Raw genomic sequence first — 17,439 nt, 5'->3', positions numbered from 1 at the left:
AGAATGGTTACAGAAAATATTCGACAACCACTTAGTACCAGAACGATTCATGCCAATTAGCAAAATTGATTTAACCTGACTTTGCATGGTATCAATAGGCGTTGTACTATTCTTCTGGTTCAATATATTCGCCACGTGCAGCAGCCCTAACGAAGGCAAGCCTTATCAGCATGCTTTTCATCCTGTCAACATCAAGCCGATCAGTATTGTGGGAGTTATAATCTTCTGAGTGCGAAATGCGCTCCTCACCCTGATCAACAAACTTACCGTAATTAAGATCGCGTAAATCTGGGGGGACACGGAAATAACTTCCCATATCTTCTGCCTCCGCCATTTCTTCTCGACTTAACAAAGCTTCGTAGAGTTTTTCTCCATGGCGGGTCCCGATCATATTCACTGGATGCTCAGGCACTTCCATCAATTCGGTCAGTGCTTTAGCCAACGTTTCAATAGTTGCAGCAGGTGCTTTTTGCACAAAAATATCCCCGGGTTTACCATGCTCAAATGCATACAAAACTAGGTCTACTGCATCATCCAGCGTCATCATAAAACGTGTCATATTTGGATCAGTAATTGTAATCGACTGCCCCCCACGAATCTGGTCAACAAATAGCGGAATTACTGACCCACGCGATGCCATAACATTACCATAACGTGTAACACATATTGTGGTATTGCTTTTGATACGCGATTTAGCGACAGCCACCTTTTCCATTAACGCCTTAGATATTCCCATTGCATTAATCGGGTAAACTGCCTTATCTGTACTTAAACAAATCACTCTTTGGACGTTACAAACAATTGCTGCTTCTAGCACATTTTCGGTACCCAGCACATTAGTCTTGGTCGCTTGGAGCGGATGAAATTCACAAGACGGAACCTGCTTTAAAGCTGCCGCATGAAATACGAAATCAGCACCACGGGTTGCGCTCAATACTGAGTCATAGTCACGCACATCACCTATGTAAAATTTAAGCTTAGGATCACTGTACAACTTGCGCATATCGTCCTGCTTTTTTTCATCTCGGCTCAATATACGTATCTCTGAAAGATCACTGTTTAGGAAACGTCGTAAAACCGCGTTCCCAAATGAACCTGTTCCACCGGTAATCAGCAATACATTATCTTTGAACATTTCAATATCCAATCCCAAAGCATTTATAATTCTGAAAACACGCTAGCACTACCGCAATATCGCCGCTTCAATTACGTCTCCAAGCTTACCGATAACTGGCTCGACAGAAAACTCTCGTGAAGCCATTTCAAAACCATTAATTGCGATTTGACAACGCAATTCCGCATCAGTAATTAAAAGACTCAATGCTTCCTCTAGAGACTTGGCATCTTTGGGAGGCACAAGTAACGCGTGTTTTTTATCTTTAACGAAATCCGGAATCATTCCCACATTGGTCACGACTACCGCAAGTCCTCCAGCCATCGCTTCAATCATAGAATTGGGTAATCCTTCAGCCCAAGACGGGAGCACGAAGATATCATTTGCACTCAACAATTCTCCTATATCTTCCGAATCCACCCAACCGACAAAAGTTATTACATTTTCTAAGTGGTTTTTCTTAACAAATCCTTTTGCTGGTTCCTCAGCGTGCCCGCTACCAGCAAATGTAAGTTTAAAAATGTGGCCTTGTTTTACGAGGTTATGAGCGGCTTCCAATAAGTCGAATACCCCCTTAAATTCCTCTAGCCAACCAACAAAAAGTATACAAGGAGGTTTTCTGTTAGCATCAAAATCACGTTGCGAGCCAATTTTTAAATGATGCTCTGTCGCAGTCCAGTTTGGAATTTCATGTACCCTGGAAGGATTGAAACCCATTCTTTTTACAGCGAAGTCACTCCAACTAGGACCTTGACTAAGGAAAACGTCTGCCCCCTTAAGTAAGGTACTAACGATAAAAAACATTAAATGAGATTGTTCCGTTTGATCAATCAGCCTACCACCTCGTGGAAAGATAAACGATGTACAACCAAATATGCGACTCACCCAGGCCATCAGCGATTTTTCGATAAAACTGACACCAACGGCTGTAAACAATAACACGCCATCCGGGCGGTGCCGAATCAACAGCCCAATAAAAATGGCCAAACGTCTCAGCGCCAAAACGCTACGTATCAACAAGCCGGGCGGCGGATTTGAAATTTGTGTCGAATCGACTGGAATGATGGTAAACCGCTTTGAGAACGTCGACTGCATTAGAGTTTGGCAAGATCTTGCTATACCACCAAAGACCCTTTTCTCTTCGGCTAAAAAAGATCCTACAATTAATAATTTGAGAGCACTTGACATAAATTCAATTAATTTATAGATAAAACGTTATACTTCTACGCTTCTCTCCCTCTAACAAATATACTTAAGTGAGAAATGCCTCATATTCTTTGACCATACGTTCTATCCCCAAATTTTTTTCGGCAAACTCACGTGCTTTAAGAACCATTGTTGTGCGATCATTCTCTGCCATAGAATCAAGCCTCTCAATAGCTTCACAAATAGCCTCATGTGATAGCGGATCACATAACAATCCACGCTCGCCTCGTCCTAGTAGTATTGGATGATCACATACATCGGAAGCAATAACCGGGCACCCAGCAATCATCGCCTCGCAAACCACATTAGGAAGCCCCTCAAATAAGCTAACATGGACCAAAGCATCGCTTTCTCTATAAAGCTGATCGACATTACTAACTTCTCCCAACCATGCCCAACGATCAGCAACCATCGGGTGCTTCTTCAAAAACTGATCCATTTCCATCTGAATCTTATAAGAGTGTGCGCTCGTTTCTCTTCGGCCCGCCCATTGTACATATGGCAACCAACCATTTCGACGTTGAAACAGATCTAAAGCCTGAAGAAGCCTCAAGCCGTTTTTCATATACGCGACACGCCCGACAACTAAAAGTTTTCGCACCCCTATATTTCGAGAGCGCTCTAATTCGAATTCATCAAAGTCATATCCATTCCAAACCGTATGAATCTTGCCTGCCAACCGTGGCAGCGCTTTGCGAAGGACATCCGTTTCGGTTTGGCTATTAGTGGTTACTGTTGATCCACAATAATACGCAAAACAAGATATCCATTTGCGAACCTTTGAAGTTACAGCTACAGATGAAGTTCTTTGGCTAACGATTAAACGGCAGTTAGGAACCATAACCTTAGCTAAGGCTGCGTAGACATTGGCCGTAGGAAGGAAGCTAACTATACCATCCATCCCTCCAACTAGTCGCAAATAAAGCTTCCATAGCACAAGCAAGGAGAACCCTTTGCGGCCATTTCTTTCCACTTCATAAATTGGAATTCCTATAGACTCAATAGTCGATCTAAAATGATTATGACCTGGTTGATATATAAATAAACTCACATCATGGCCTTGCTTCTTAAGCCCTTTTACCAGATACGTCATTTGACGTTGGGCACCACCAGAACCAAGAGAGTCAATAATACATAGTATTTTCATTGGACGATATTTTTCGCACTCTGAGTCTAAAATGCTTTAAATATATAACGACAATATAGGCAAATAGAAACCAACTAACCTTAATATTGAGCACTTGATTCGCGCCAACCATTACGAATATCGCAGGCAATAGAAGTATTGGCAATTCATTAGAAGAGTATCGGTAAGCTAGAAATGCGCAACGCATAATTTTAAATATAAAAAAAAGAAATAGAATTACTCCAACGATTCCGCTATACAGCATTATCTCTAATACTACGTTGTGAGGACTTTTCACTCCACCAAATAATTGGATTGCCTCATATTCGAACCCAGTCTTACCCAATCCGATAATAGGATTCTCTAGGGCTAGTGGTATATAAACAGCCCATACATCTAAGCGCACTCCCATGCCATCGCGTTCCGAGGCCTCAAATGCGAGTGAAGATAAGCGCGCCATCATTACATCTGAATTTAGAATAAATTCAATGCCTAGTGAAAATAATGCAATCGCCATCAGATAAAAAATAATTCTCTTTATAATGTTTTTTCCCTTAAATAGAAAAATCATAGTCAAGAACGTTAAAATCATTACTAATAAAGCTGATCTTGATCCTGTTTGAACGATTGCAGTAAGCAGAAAGGGAATAGCCAATACAAACCAATACCTATTTACACCAAATTTCAGCCTATCATTATAGAAAAAACTCATAAGTATGCTAAATGCAATACTGAGCTTAATACCCAACGAATTAATATTAGTACCTATAAGCTTAATTCTACCTTGACCGATTTCTTCTACGCCGATCCCTAAGAACATAAAAATACTGATTATTGCAGCACCTATAGCGAAAGAAAGCATTGCCAGATCCAGAACTTTCGTATCGACTATGCCATGATTAATCATGACAAAAATCATTATCAAATTAAGAAAAAAGGCGACATCAAAAAAATTACTTGAAAGAGAATTAATATGAGCGAGCCCATTTATTGTCATGACTAAAAAGACACCCCATATAGGCCATAAGCAATAAATAATTCTTTTTCGCAGTATGAAGTACTTATTAAATGAAAGAAAAATAAAAAACAAGTAAATTAATCCCGCCAGCTTAGCAAAGGAAAAACTACCTCCGCTATTAAAGGGATCAAAAAATTCTATATTTAAGGAAAATGCATAGAAGCATAAAGCGATGGTCTGAAGATGCTTTAAAATAGAATTCGTCGATCGCTGGACAGACTCATAATAATCGTAATCCATATCATATATTACCGGTCTCTAACGTAAATTTGCGATCCAGTACAAAAATAATTGACCATTAATATACCTCATGCACAGATTCACGCATGACAACTCTACTGAGCTTCGGCCCACGCCTGAAACATCAAAATAACCCATAACGGGTGCTGCCAATTTCGATACCCTGACGCGTGTTCAGCCCATCGATCCCTTATTCGGCTTGAATCAAGCAAACCCTGCTCTCTAAGTCTCTGTGCATCCAAAAGACTTTCAGCCCATTCTCGGAGAGGTCCCTTAATCCAGCTCCCCACAGGCACACCAAATCCTTGTTTGGGTCTTTCAATTAATTCTTTCGGTACATGACGGTAAAGTAATTGTTTGAATATCCACTTACCCTTACCTTCATTAACCTTCATAGTAATAGGAATACGCCATGCAAATTCAACCACTCGGTGATCTAGCAAAGGCACCCGCGTCTCCAGACTCGTCGACATTGCGGCACGATCAAGTTTAGTAAGTATACAATCCGGCATATAAACACAGGTATCCATGGCCATCATCTTCCCAACATGATCTTGAATATTTTTCAATACACGAGAATCCAAACCATAGGTTAAAGACTTTGAGTCAAAACTTACCGGCGGGGGAGCCCATTGGCTAGTAAATCGCTGATAAAAAGATTGAAAATCATTACATTTAGCCAAGTCTTCGACTAACTGGAGTCGTGCTTCAATATTAGAGGCGAATTTTGAGCTAGGTACTGGAATAGCTTCAAACAAGTGTTTTATCGCGCTTATGGCCACAGTTGGCGTGACTCGTAAGACTTTCCTTAAATGCTCAGCCTTTTTATTAAAATAGCGCCCATACCCACCAAATAGCTCATCACCACCATCGCCACTTAGAGCTACAGTTACCTCTTGCCGCGCCAGCTTTGACACCAAATGAGTAGGTATGGCGGATGAATCCCCAAAGGGTTCATCGTATATCGTATGCAATTCTGGAACTACTTCATAGGCTTCCTTCGGTGTAATATAGAATTCCGTATGCTCAGTACCCAGATGCGAAGCGACCTTTTTTGCGTGCAACGCCTCATCATAGTCCTGTTCATGAAATCCTATCGAATACGTTTTAATAGGACGACTTGCACGCTCTTGCATTAAAGCAACAATCGCAGAGGAATCCACTCCCCCTGAAAGAAAAGCTCCCAAGGGAACATCTGCAACCATCTGACCAGACACAGCATTGCCCAGAATGCTTTCTAAGGAATGTATAGCTTCTTCATATGAACCTTCAAAAGGAGACTGCGATCCACGAACAACCACATCTTCAAAAGACCAATACACAACGGGCTCAGGATACCTATTTGCAGAATCAGAAGAAAATGAGATTACACAACCAGGTTTAAGCTTACGTATGCCTCGCCAGATACTCCATGGTGCTGGAATATATCCTAATCGTAAATACAGAGACAGGACATCTCTATCAATTTCCTTCTTAAATGCCGGATGTACTTTTAGAGCTTTAAGCTCTGAAGCAAATAATAGCGTGTCATCTTGCCAGCCAAAATAAAGAGGCTTTTCACCCATTCTATCTCTAGCTAATGACAGTGTCCTTTCTATGCGATCCCAAACGACAATTGCGAACATACCAACGCAGGCTTGCAAGGTTTTGATTATACCCCAGTGTTCTATGGCAGCTACCAGAGTCTCAGTGTCCGAGGTTCCCCGCCAGACTATACCTTCACCTAATTTCCGCCTGATCTCTAAGTGGTTATATAGTTCTCCATTAAAAATCAAACAATAGCGCCCGGATGTAGAATCCATTGGCTGGTGACCAGCATATGTTAAGTCTACAATTGAAAGGCGCCTGTGTGCCAAGGCAATCCCGGATTCAGCATCAATCCATTTCCCCTCATCATCCGGACCTCGATGCACCAACTGATTACACATAGAGGAAAGCACTTTACTCTTCTCATAATCAGTTAGTCCTTTAGGTTTGAAAAATCCTACTACGCCACACATGTTTGATGTACCTAGTCAATAACGATAGCGATCAAGTGGCCTCAGTTATTAGGCGCCGTGTACCCATCAAATTCAACATATTCAAAGTCTGACCCAAAGCCTTCAGCATACTTAGTCAAGGAGCTTCTAGCACCTATTAGTGTCTTAGGCTCTGCCAGCATTTCTAACTCTAATACAACGCTATCATCACAAAATTCAACATTACCTGGCGAAATATTTTGCAATAACGAATTTAGGTGTTGTCTACTCTCAGGCATTTTTCTAAACCCTGGATGCAACTTAATAACGCCGCCATCCGGCATTTTTTCTATAAGCAATTCCAACGCAGCTTTGAGCTTTTCGAAAGGAATCCTGTGAGGTGTTGGCATAAGCCCTATCTTTTTTACCCCCTTCAATCGGGCGGAATACTTTTGACATACATCGCTGAAGTTCTGCAGTACAACCCGCTTATCTTCAGGCATCAAAGGAAATACATCTGGCAATATACCTATCCAGGCTGCTGCATCATCACGATATTGATAATCGGAGTTCCCCGATAGTTTCTGCTTTTTTCTAAACCGCCAAGACAATTTTTTATCAGAAGGATAAGCGTTGGCTTTATAATAAGATAACTGACCTTCTTCTAGATATACATGTCCTGCACAATTTTTAGATTTCAATAAGCTTTCTACTTCCGGATACACCCATGCCGCATAGACCACAAAGTTATTATTATTTTTGTTAACCTTACTAAGTATACGTCTACCAGCTGGACTGAAACCCAATCCTCTTACCACGTATCGATCAAACCATTTAACCTTAGAAAGATACGCTCGCTTGCAAACCAGTGAGGTGTCTGCTCTACGCATTGAAACACAGACAATATTTCCATCTGGAATTTTGTATGCGTCAATAACCATTCTAGCCACCATCGCAACAACCGGACTGTTAATCATAAATACATGATCCCAGCCATTTTCAATTGCATCACTAATTAATTTAGGTTGTAGTGGCATACTATTGATTACTGTTATTGATTAACATCGAAGCATTCTTTATTTGATAACTATCTTCAGTGGACATTTCGATGAATGATATTTTTTCACCAAATAAATGATGCTCTTTCAAAACTTCCCACCAGGTTGCAATGATCGAGCCATTAAAACGGTACAAACGTTCCCGATCATATGTCAAATCCTGAAAACGCCCTGGATTAAATAACGCCAACCCGTTTTCACCATGAGTAAACATGGGCTCACGCTCTTCCTGAACGGAAACAACAGTATCACTCTCAGTAATTCTTAGTACGTTTAATGCCTTATCTATATGTTCAACACGTCGATGAACTGCATGCATACTTAAAAACGCCATCACATCTGGGAACACCCCTTCTACCTCGGCGTAATAGCTACCCGCATTAATCATTAAATCTCTAATTGGAATATTCCTTCCAGAACATTCATCCTCATCTCGCAGAACTCTTAAATGTTCTGGTACCCGCCCAGTCTCCGCTAACTCCTGTGCGTAATCGAGTACTTTCTGGCTCTGAGATGACACAATGATACGGTCTATCTTATCCGACTGCGCCGCAGTTAAAATTGCTCTCTCCAGCAAAGACATTCCTTCATATTCGCGGTAGGGCACACCCTCAAATCCGGGATAGGACTCGCGCACTGGAATAACAGCAATATTCTTTGGCTTATAATCCCCTTCCAATGCTTCGCTTATACGATCAAAGATACGTGTACGAGCAACAAGCAAACGTTTTGAGTCATGACTTAATGAACTCCCATGCTGTCGATAATAAAAAACCGGTATATCTAGGTTTGCAGCACCAATTCTTTTATATAGCTTGTACCAGAGCTCCCAACCATCTTGAGCATTGACGTCCTCAGAATATCCACCAACCGCCTTAAGCGCGCGCGTGCGAAACATAGTACAGGCGCCATGTGGCGGTAAATGTCCTACGGTATCTTCATTACCAAGCTTGTGCCTGCGCTCTATTCCGATAATTTTACCTTCAGGATCTGTATAGAAGTAGTTACCGTATACCATTCCTATATGAGGCGTTGCTTCAAGCTTTGCAACCATAAGTAGCAAGGCGCATTCATCTAGCCAGTCGTCTGCGTCTAGGCGTACCATATATTTACCTTTAGATATTCCTAGAACGGTATTGGCAAGTCTCTGCAATCCCGTTGCCTTCTTGTTTTGTATAAATGTCGTTTTGTCAGGATAACGACGACACACATCACGAGCTATCTCTGCGCTATCATCATCTGACGCTTCATCAACAATGATCAGTTCCCAGTTGGTATAAAGCTGTTCAAATACACTATCTACACACTTCTGCAGAAAACGACCGTAGTTCCGACAAGGAATATAAACAGTAACGAGAGGAGAGGAATCCATGAAATCTATAAACTTCGGCATTTAGAATTGAAACAGTAAATAGCCGCTCATAGCTGACTAAGAGTTTGAATAATCCACACCTGACTCAATAGCCTTGAAAGGCTCTATATCACGGAGTACTTTGCAACCAATAAGCATCTCTGCATCACGTGCATCCGTGCCGTGAGCGGGGCGTAAAAAGACCAGATCGTCTTCTTTTATTAGTTCTCCGGCTTTCATCGGACGCTGTATAAACACGCCTCTGCGAAATGACACTTCATGTTCGTTAGCTAGTTCACTAGGTTGTGGCAACTTCACACCATCACCGCGCAAAGCTATGATGCGTTTAATCTGACTCTTTAAGTTTTGTACCTCGTCAGGAGTTAACGATACTTTGTGGTCTCGGAACGATTTGCCTTCACGGTCGTCTGTGAAATGAAACTCCAACACTCTTGCTCCCATAGCTGCCGCTGCCAATAAGGCGTCCATTCCGATTGTATGATCTGAATATCCAACAGACGCACGCGCAACATCACGCAATGAGTCCATTACTCTAAGATTCGCATCTTCATCGGGTATAGGATACATAGAGGTGCACTGCAAAATGCAAAGCATGTTGGGTTCAGAATAACGAGGATTTATACGCTTCAAGAATTCAACCGTCTGAAGTATTTCTTCCATTGTTGACAGTCCCGTTGATAATAATATTGGTTTTCCTCGCCGCGCAAATTCCGCCAATATAGGCCACGCAGTCATATCACCAGAACCAATTTTATAGAATTCGAGGTATGGATCTATCCAATCGAGCATATCCAAATCCCAAACTGACGCCGAGTAGGATACGCTTGCATCACGACACATCTCTGCAAGATAGATGTGCTGATTCTTCGTCAATTCGAATTTTTTAAAATGACGATTCCTGTCGGCACTCTCCACAGGACTTACTAGAGTGTTACCTCGATACAATTGAAACTTAACGCTATCTGCACCACAAGAAATTGCAAGGTTTGCCATATGTTTGGCAAGGTTAAAATCTCCTTCATGGTTGCCGCCTATCTCGGCTATCAATAACGGTCCAACAGCACCTTCCCAAGGAGACGACTTTAGTTCACGGCTTAGAAACGAATAGATTTCCTGTAACCCAAGATTTGATGCGGGTAAACCTGCATATTGAATAATCTGACGAGCTTGTTCTAGGTCAGTTGATGTCTCTAATACTAGTGTCAAATCTGAAGCTTCTGGACATATTCTGTTTTCGTATATGTATCGTTGACCAATTTCGACATTTTCATAAAGCCATGAAAATACTTTCTCATGCTTCTTAGCATTGATGCTAGTCTTGGTTGAGCGATAAAAATCAGACCGAATAATTTCAACCGCCATACCCCCAGGAAACGTATCTCCAGGTACGTTAGAGACAAAATCGAAGTGATCAGTATTAGCCACAGCAATCATGTCTCGTAGCACCCCCGTATCAAGGAACAATTCTTCACCACTTAGACAGGCTGCAAAGTCCCAACCATAATATTCAATACAATAAATTAGTTCGTCTTCACTGTCATCGATGCGTAGATATTCAAGCCCTGACCTTCTACAATAAGAAACTATGGGGTCATCAGATGCGGCGGTAGACGTAACAACGACTAAAGAGATTCCTGGAGCTGCTTTCCGAACACGTTCAATCGTATAACTAAGCACAGGCCGACCGCTAATATCGAAAAGAAGCTTACCCGTTAATGTACTCGTATCATAACGGCATATCACAGCTATACCGATATTTAAATACCTTCCCATAATACTGCTTTCAACCAAGCTCGCTGATCAATAAGGCTAATTAGATGCAGGCTTGCTAATAAGCCATGACCCTAGCAGCAGATGATGAAGGCCACAGCGACTGAAAGTGTCAATAGCTTGTTCAGGCGTACCAACTATTGGTTCTCCGTGAATGTTAAATGAGGTATTTAGTACAGCACCAACACCTGTGATACTTTCAAAGGCCTTGATGACCGCATGGTAGCCAGGATTGTCTTCCTTACGAACAATTTGAGGCCTTGCTGAGCGATCAAATGGATGCAGCCCTGCAGGCAAGTGTTCACGTGCAAGTGGTGTTGAATCAAAGCCAATAGCCATAAAGCGCCCATCAATCCCTTTTGGATTAATCATATAATCATCTTCACGCTCAGCCAAAATGCTTGGTGCAAATGGCATCCAGAAATCACGCATTTTCACAAGTTTGTTAATATGATGAATTACATCTGGGCGACGCGGATCAGCAATTATAGAGCGATTCCCCAAAGCACGCGCACCAAACTCCGCATTATCTGCACCAAAACGCGCGACTACATCACCATTTGCTAAAACATTGGCAACATCTTCGGGAGTAACTTGCCTAACAGTCCAGTCCTTCAAATCACTGCTGTCAATTGCCTTCCGAATAGAAGAATCATCGTAAGACGGCCCAAAATAACCGTTAGAAATAGGCTCAAACTGATTAGCCTTTAATCCCTGCTTGATAGATTCAGCGTAAGCTGCACCAATCGAGATAGACTCATCTCCAGGACCAGGTGGAATAAACAACTGAGTCACGCCATCCATTTCCCATATAGCTTTATTCGCTTTGATATTTTGGGCAACTCCACCAGACATTACTATATTACCGATGCCTGTTTCTTGAACCCCATTACTAATCCATTCTGTTAGCAACTCTTCTGTTCGACGTTGTATACCATACGCAATTGAGTCGAATCTTTGACCTTCTAATCGATCTTTAAAGTGGAAAAAATGATCTTTCACCTCAGTCTTATATTTAAACCCGAGACCATCAACTTGAAGAGTCTCTGCGAAAACATTGTAAGCTTCTTGGGAAAATTCACCACTGTTATACGCTGCCAGTCCCATCAATTTATACTCATGATCGGCGGGGCGCATACCCAATAACAGTGTCGTGTATCGGTATATTCTTCCGATATTGCAATTGGATGATTTGGAAATAATCTCTAAAGTCTCACCAGGGCGACCTATCGATACACTTCCATTGACACCATCTCCACCACCATCCATTGTGTAAACCAAAACAGACTCATTCTCACGATACGGACAGGCTAAGTACCCATAATACGCATGACATTCATGGTGGTTATGTACAGACACGATATCTTTACTGACTCCAAGAGTGAAACACAAATGCGCTAGACGTGCTTGCCACATCCCTTTATAGTCTTTTTCATCACTAATAAGCGATTCATCATAAGGAAAGTTATCGCGATCTACATGCTCAGAAAAGATATCCATATAGCTAGGATCTTTACTTTCATATAATTTTGGGTACCAGTATTCTTTTTGCTCTTTCCAATAATCACTTATAGAAAACTTTGCATTACGCGAAGTGTAATAATAAGCAGGAGGCAATGTAGGAGTTGCCATCGCGATATGATCAACATCGTCGATGGTTATCCCCGCAGTATCAAGTACAGTTTTTATAGCCCGTCCCGGAAACCCATATTCGTGTTTATTGCGTGACAAACGTTCTTCAGCAATGGAACCTACTAGGTTTCCATCGATTACAAGCGCGGCACTAGCATTGTGCCCATCGTGAACACCCAAAACAATCATGGCTTTTCCTCAATATTTAATATATATCACGCTTAAACTAAATTTATACGATCCCATTCACGTGCAAGATCAACAACCTGTCTGAGATTTCTGCAATTGTCTTTGCCGTTTTTTACTACTCCAGAGGCAATCCATCTAGCACGTGCTAAATCTGATTCATCATCAACGACTAAACGTAGCCCATTCAAATCAATATCTTTTGGAGCTTCTATGTTCCTTATAACGAATTCATTGGGGTGCTGGTAAAAATACCTCGTAATATGCTCTTTATCTTCTGGATCATCAGTTTGAGATAGAGCCCTACGTAATGCTTCTGTTCTTATCACTTCTCCCGTCAAGCCAGGTGGATATGTTCTTGGGAACGAAGTAGTAGCCAAATCGACACCATCTTCATGAATAGCAAAGAGATGCGACACCACATCCGGATCAAAAAAAGGCCGATCCCCACAAATTCGCGCAAACTTTGTTATGTTGAATTCATCACAAGCACACAATGCACGCAATGCTACGTCATCTATACTTCCCCGAAACAAATCCACACCTTCTGCATTCGCAAAGGTTGCGATAGGATCATCTATTGAACGTGAAGATGTTGCCACAATAATTTTATTTGCTTCCGGAATGCACTTTGCTCTATCAATCACCCTACCAAGCAAAGGGCGTCCTGATATATCCAACATAACCTTTCCTGGGAGACGGTTAGAGTCCAGCCTTGAAAATATTATTACCCCGTTCACTGTCATTGTAGCGACCTGCCTGCCTATTCAAATGAATTTTTATATCTTGTCGTCAAGCATTCATTAAAAACCGGCTTTATACTGCCTCAAAAAAGTCACTAATTAATCTCGACACTTCATCTCGCTGAATCCGGTGAAACTCATCAGACACATATTCTTTATGTACAATATCAGCACTAGGATTATGTAAAAGAGGGACGCTATACTGGTTCATCACATTTCTTAAGTATTCTAATATATTATCCGGCTTTTGAATATATCCACTAACAATATCTTCGTAAGTGATCCCATCTTTCCAATTAATCGTGTTTGGACAACCCTCGTACCATGTTTGCCCGAAAGTCAAACATTTTTTACCCATTAGAGCGGCTTCCAAACCCACAGACCCAGTAATTGTGGCAACAAAAACTGACTTTCTAATAAAATCAATTGAGTCACCTTCTGTTCCAACAAAACGTACGCCTTTAATATTTTTTACCAAATCATAAAATAACGGACTTCGGCCTCTAGAGCCTTTATTTGCATAAAAGAATTGTGAAGGATGTTCCTTTACTAATATATCCACATTCGTGGGTAATATGCTACGAAGCGCAACCAGTACCACAAAGTGATCATGGAACCTTCCTCCATCAGGGTTTGTAGTTCTTTCTGGCTCAAAATGTAACGGAAAGTAAACATATTGATTTGAAAACTCTACATTTACACCTGCTTTTCGACAACTACCTAATAATTTAGCCTGCCTCTTAGACCTTATTTTTGACCAGCCCCAGACTCCCATATCATAAGGGTTTATTGGATTATATTGCCTCCTCAACTTGTTACCTAAATGATGCCTAATTTCACGGTATAACAAAACACTCCCTCTAGTGACAGCATCCTTCTTTTTAACCAACCATCTTGACCTCAATCGTTGATGCTTCATATAAGATGGCTCATGCTTACCTTCTTTATCTGATAACCCTGAAAGCTTAGAAACGTATTTATCTAGTTCTTGGTCAAAAATATCTATAGCTCCCCTGTCGGTAGCAAATGATTTCCTTACATTATGTCCATTCGTTTTATCGTATAGAAAATTCAAAGGCAGTATTGCCCACGCAATAAAGTGTGCAATATGAACACCTAAGAATAGACATATTTCATATATTAAATATTGAGCATGGGAGTGGGGTCTTTCCACCATAAGGAGTGCATCTGGGCGCTCTTTTTCCAGTTTAGCCAATGCCCAAATACAAAGATTATGGAAATATACTTCGCGATCTAGCCTGCCGAACGTTCCATACAGATCTAACCGATCCATCATTTTGATACATATATCTTTAGCTCTTAAATAATTTTCAGAATAGAAGAATTCAGAATTCTCACCGCAATACTCTATACCTTGTAACTGATAAGGACGATGAACAAAATGTAGCATTCTTACAACATCATCCCCAAACACAGCTTTAGCATTTTCATAATGCCTATCATCACCAAGCCAGAGTACGGGCTTCGCTATACCTTTTTCGTAAAGATCAACTGCGACATTCATCCATAGCGGACTTCCTGTCATAAAATAACAGTAGCGTTTCATTTCTCTAAAAAACTAACAAATCATTGTCATTTAAAATTAAAAGAGAGAACTTAAATAAAGCCTTTCAGCAATATAAGGGGGGGGCAATCTATTTAAATGCTCTATGAAACTCAGATTTCGCATTAACCAGCAACCTAATAATGAAATAAAATATAGGCCCCATGAAAAGAAGCAAATAATCTAATTTTGAGACGTCATCCCATAGCTTTTTATCTGCCTGCTGAAAAACTTTTCCTTCGTTTTTAGAAGAAGTTACGACCACAGTTGGCCTTCCACATATTGTTGGCACCAAATTCTCGTTTTCCATGCTGCATCCGCAAAAATTCATTATTTTTGTCATTGTCACTTCTGTATTCTCTATCAAGTCCTCATATGTCTCCGTAATTACACGTGGATTATCTACAAATTTAATTTGTTGCTTATCAATATAAATTGGGTCAACGATCTGTCTTATTTTTTTGTTAAGTCCGAGTTTAATGCCTCTTCTGCCCCGATCAGTCAGCACGGCTCTTGCAACCCATCTAGGGTTACGCCTTAGCGATACAATTTTTCCGTCTTCAAACTCTTCTAAAAATTCAGCAAATATTTTTTCTATGTCCCCTGAGACTTCCTTGATAAAAAATACGCTAACATCTTTATTGATATTATTAGACGCTTCAACAGTAGCCCTTACGTGCAATAAAACATAATCTTTAAGCGTTTTAACATCCTTTAGTGATTCGACTATATGACTTTGATACCTTTCCTTATCAAGTCCAATATCTTTTTCATAGCGAGTATAAAAATACTTCTCGTATTTCGAAAAAAAAGGTTTTTCGTCCGAATCTTCGTTAAGAATATGTTGCAATTTTTTATAGTGTTTTATATTGGTTTCCGTTGGATGGCTAAACACATTATTATTATCTATTAGCCGTTGCAGCAAACTTGTACCACCCTTCCTTGGACCAAAAATCAAACAAACCATCTACTTTCCTTCAAATCTTACATGGCTAACATTACTTTCGCCCCTACAACCTAGGGCAAAGTTACTTTTCTATCAATTCAAAGCTTACTGGCATGCCACGCTTAACATCAGTCTTTACAACCTTCCCAAGAATTTCTTCAAGATACTTTGGAGGCAACCCGTAGCCAGGCCTAATGCTTTTAACGTTTTTCTCGCTTACCTTCTCACCTGCTTTAACATTCTGCATGAAGTAAAGCGAACGGCGAAATTTTATATTGCCCTCCTCACTTGATTTTCGACCATAGTCGACATTTCCCATGGCTTTCCAGGCAACTCTTGTGCCTGTGCAAAGCCGTTCCAGCTCATCGGGTTCAAGAGAGAAACTATCATCCGGCCCACCTCCATTACGATCCATAGTCACGTGTTTCTCAATTATGCATGCACCGAGGGCTATACTTGCAATAGCGGTCGTATTATCAAGCGTATGATCAGAAAGCCCAACAGGAACCTGAAAACTGCTTTGCATATCTTTTATTGTAATCAAGTTATAATCATCCGCGGGCGCAGGATAACCACTTACGCAGTGCAATATTGCTAATTCTTTACAACCTGCACTTTTTGCCGCATCTATTGCTTCTTGAATTTCTTCTTTATCAGCCATTCCTGTCGAGATAATCAATGGTTTGCCGGTTTGGCCTGCATACTTAATTAGAGGTAAGTCAATAGCTTCGAAGGAGGCTATTTTATATGCTGGCGCATTCAAATCCTCGAGCAGGTCTATGGCCGTATTATCGAATGGAGAGCTAAATATCGTGATCCCTAGATTTCTTGCATATTCAAAAAGAACGCCGTGCCATTCCCAAGGCATATGCGCCTGCTCATAGAGAGAATAGAGTGTTTTACCTGCCCAAAGCCCATCTTTGATCTGAAATTCTTCACGATCAGAACTCAAAGTAATTGTATCAGGTTTATAGGTTTGCAACTTAACCGCATCCGCGCCAGCTAATTTAGCTTGCTCAATTATTCTGAGCGCATTTTCTAACTTCCCATTATGATTTGCTGAAAGCTCCGCAATCATATAAGGACAACAGCCATTACCTATCTCTCTACCATTGATTCTGAAATTAGGGAACATCGACCACCTCAATATTTGGAATAAATCACTTATTATGACTTTTCATTTTTTAGCATCCCCCTACCATAGTGAAGAATTCCTTCAACTTCATTGATCAGTTCCATTCCTGCGTTTTCCGCAATTCGCGCAGATGCTACATTGCCGACTTTAACTTCAGCTCGAATTGGGTCACAAATCAGCCGTGCTAATATGGCAACCATGCGTTTAGCCACTCCTTTTCCTCTCGCGCTTGGCGCTGTTGTCCAAGACAATTCCCATACACCACCTGAATAATCCGCACGAACTGTACCAATAGGGACACCATTTTGTTCAGCTACATATATTCGACATTTACTGTTTTCCAATTGTGCAGTTAACCATGAAACATGCTC

The 17,439-nt window shown here is 41.0% G+C and carries 10 protein-coding genes; all 10 read right to left on the bottom strand.

Going from position 1 to position 17,439, the window contains the following annotated elements:
* Nucleotides 1-106: 106 nt before the first annotated feature.
* The 10 genes from Tel_08625 to Tel_08580 all read right to left on the bottom strand — a co-directional run bounded on the left by Tel_08625 (nucleotide 107) and on the right by Tel_08580 (nucleotide 17,068).
* A complete protein-coding gene (locus Tel_08625; protein ALP53215.1) occupies nucleotides 107-1,135 on the bottom strand; it encodes a UDP-glucose 4-epimerase in 1,029 nt (342 codons plus the stop codon).
* A 48-nt stretch (nucleotides 1,136-1,183) separates the two neighbouring features.
* Complete coding sequence (locus tag Tel_08620; GenBank protein ID ALP53214.1) at nucleotides 1,184-2,209, bottom strand: hypothetical protein; 1,026 nt, start codon at nucleotides 2,207-2,209, stop codon at nucleotides 1,184-1,186.
* Between the two features lie 157 nt (nucleotides 2,210-2,366).
* Nucleotides 2,367-2,759 (bottom strand): hypothetical protein, encoded by a 393-nt coding sequence (locus Tel_08615; GenBank protein ID ALP53213.1) that lies wholly within the window; start codon nucleotides 2,757-2,759, stop codon nucleotides 2,367-2,369.
* Between the two features lie 685 nt (nucleotides 2,760-3,444).
* Nucleotides 3,445-4,704, bottom strand: a complete 1,260-nt coding sequence (locus Tel_08610; protein ALP53212.1) for a hypothetical protein — start codon at nucleotides 4,702-4,704, stop codon at nucleotides 3,445-3,447.
* Between the two features lie 2,041 nt (nucleotides 4,705-6,745).
* Complete coding sequence (locus Tel_08605; protein ID ALP53211.1) at nucleotides 6,746-7,168, bottom strand: hypothetical protein; 423 nt, start codon at nucleotides 7,166-7,168, stop codon at nucleotides 6,746-6,748.
* A 532-nt stretch (nucleotides 7,169-7,700) separates the two neighbouring features.
* Complete coding sequence (locus Tel_08600) at nucleotides 7,701-9,113, bottom strand: hypothetical protein (GenBank protein ALP53210.1); 1,413 nt, start codon at nucleotides 9,111-9,113, stop codon at nucleotides 7,701-7,703.
* 36 nt (nucleotides 9,114-9,149) lie between these two features.
* Nucleotides 9,150-10,202 carry a hypothetical protein gene (locus tag Tel_08595; protein ID ALP54789.1) on the bottom strand — a complete coding sequence of 351 codons (1,053 nt, stop codon included), beginning with the start codon at nucleotides 10,200-10,202 and terminating at the stop codon, nucleotides 9,150-9,152.
* A gap of 830 nt (nucleotides 10,203-11,032) precedes the next feature.
* Nucleotides 11,033-11,212, bottom strand: coding sequence for a hypothetical protein (locus Tel_08590; GenBank protein ID ALP53209.1), 180 nt, complete (start codon nucleotides 11,210-11,212; stop codon nucleotides 11,033-11,035).
* A 3,866-nt stretch (nucleotides 11,213-15,078) separates the two neighbouring features.
* Nucleotides 15,079-15,954, bottom strand: a complete 876-nt coding sequence (locus Tel_08585; GenBank protein ID ALP53208.1) for a hypothetical protein — start codon at nucleotides 15,952-15,954, stop codon at nucleotides 15,079-15,081.
* A 61-nt stretch (nucleotides 15,955-16,015) separates the two neighbouring features.
* Nucleotides 16,016-17,068: a pseudaminic acid synthase gene (locus Tel_08580; protein ALP53207.1), complete on the bottom strand. Its 1,053-nt coding sequence runs from the start codon at nucleotides 17,066-17,068 to the stop codon at nucleotides 16,016-16,018.
* Nucleotides 17,069-17,439 lie beyond the last annotated feature (371 nt).

Source organism: Candidatus Tenderia electrophaga (assembly GCA_001447805.1).
Taxonomy (GTDB): Bacteria; Pseudomonadota; Gammaproteobacteria; order Tenderiales; family Tenderiaceae; genus Tenderia; species Tenderia electrophaga.
The sequence above is the reverse complement of the archived record's forward strand: the minus strand, read 5'-3'. Positions and strand labels throughout refer to the sequence as shown.

Excerpts from the sequence above, each read along its gene's own strand:
- Tel_08625 (ALP53215.1), bottom strand. The coding sequence starts at position 1,135 with ATGTTCAAAGATAATGTATTGCTGATTACCGGTGGAACAGGTTCATTT.
- Tel_08620 (ALP53214.1), bottom strand. The coding sequence starts at position 2,209 with ATGCAGTCGACGTTCTCAAAGCGGTTTACCATCATTCCAGTCGATTCG.
- Tel_08615 (ALP53213.1), bottom strand. The coding sequence starts at position 2,759 with ATGGATCAGTTTTTGAAGAAGCACCCGATGGTTGCTGATCGTTGGGCA.
- Tel_08610 (ALP53212.1), bottom strand. The coding sequence starts at position 4,704 with ATGGATTACGATTATTATGAGTCTGTCCAGCGATCGACGAATTCTATT.
- Tel_08600 (ALP53210.1), bottom strand. The coding sequence starts at position 9,113 with ATGCCGAAGTTTATAGATTTCATGGATTCCTCTCCTCTCGTTACTGTT.
- Tel_08590 (ALP53209.1), bottom strand. The coding sequence starts at position 11,212 with ATGGGCGCTTTATGGCTATTGGCTTTGATTCAACACCACTTGCACGTG.
- Tel_08585 (ALP53208.1), bottom strand. The coding sequence starts at position 15,954 with ATGGTTTGTTTGATTTTTGGTCCAAGGAAGGGTGGTACAAGTTTGCTG.
- Tel_08580 (ALP53207.1), bottom strand. The coding sequence starts at position 17,068 with ATGTTCCCTAATTTCAGAATCAATGGTAGAGAGATAGGTAATGGCTGT.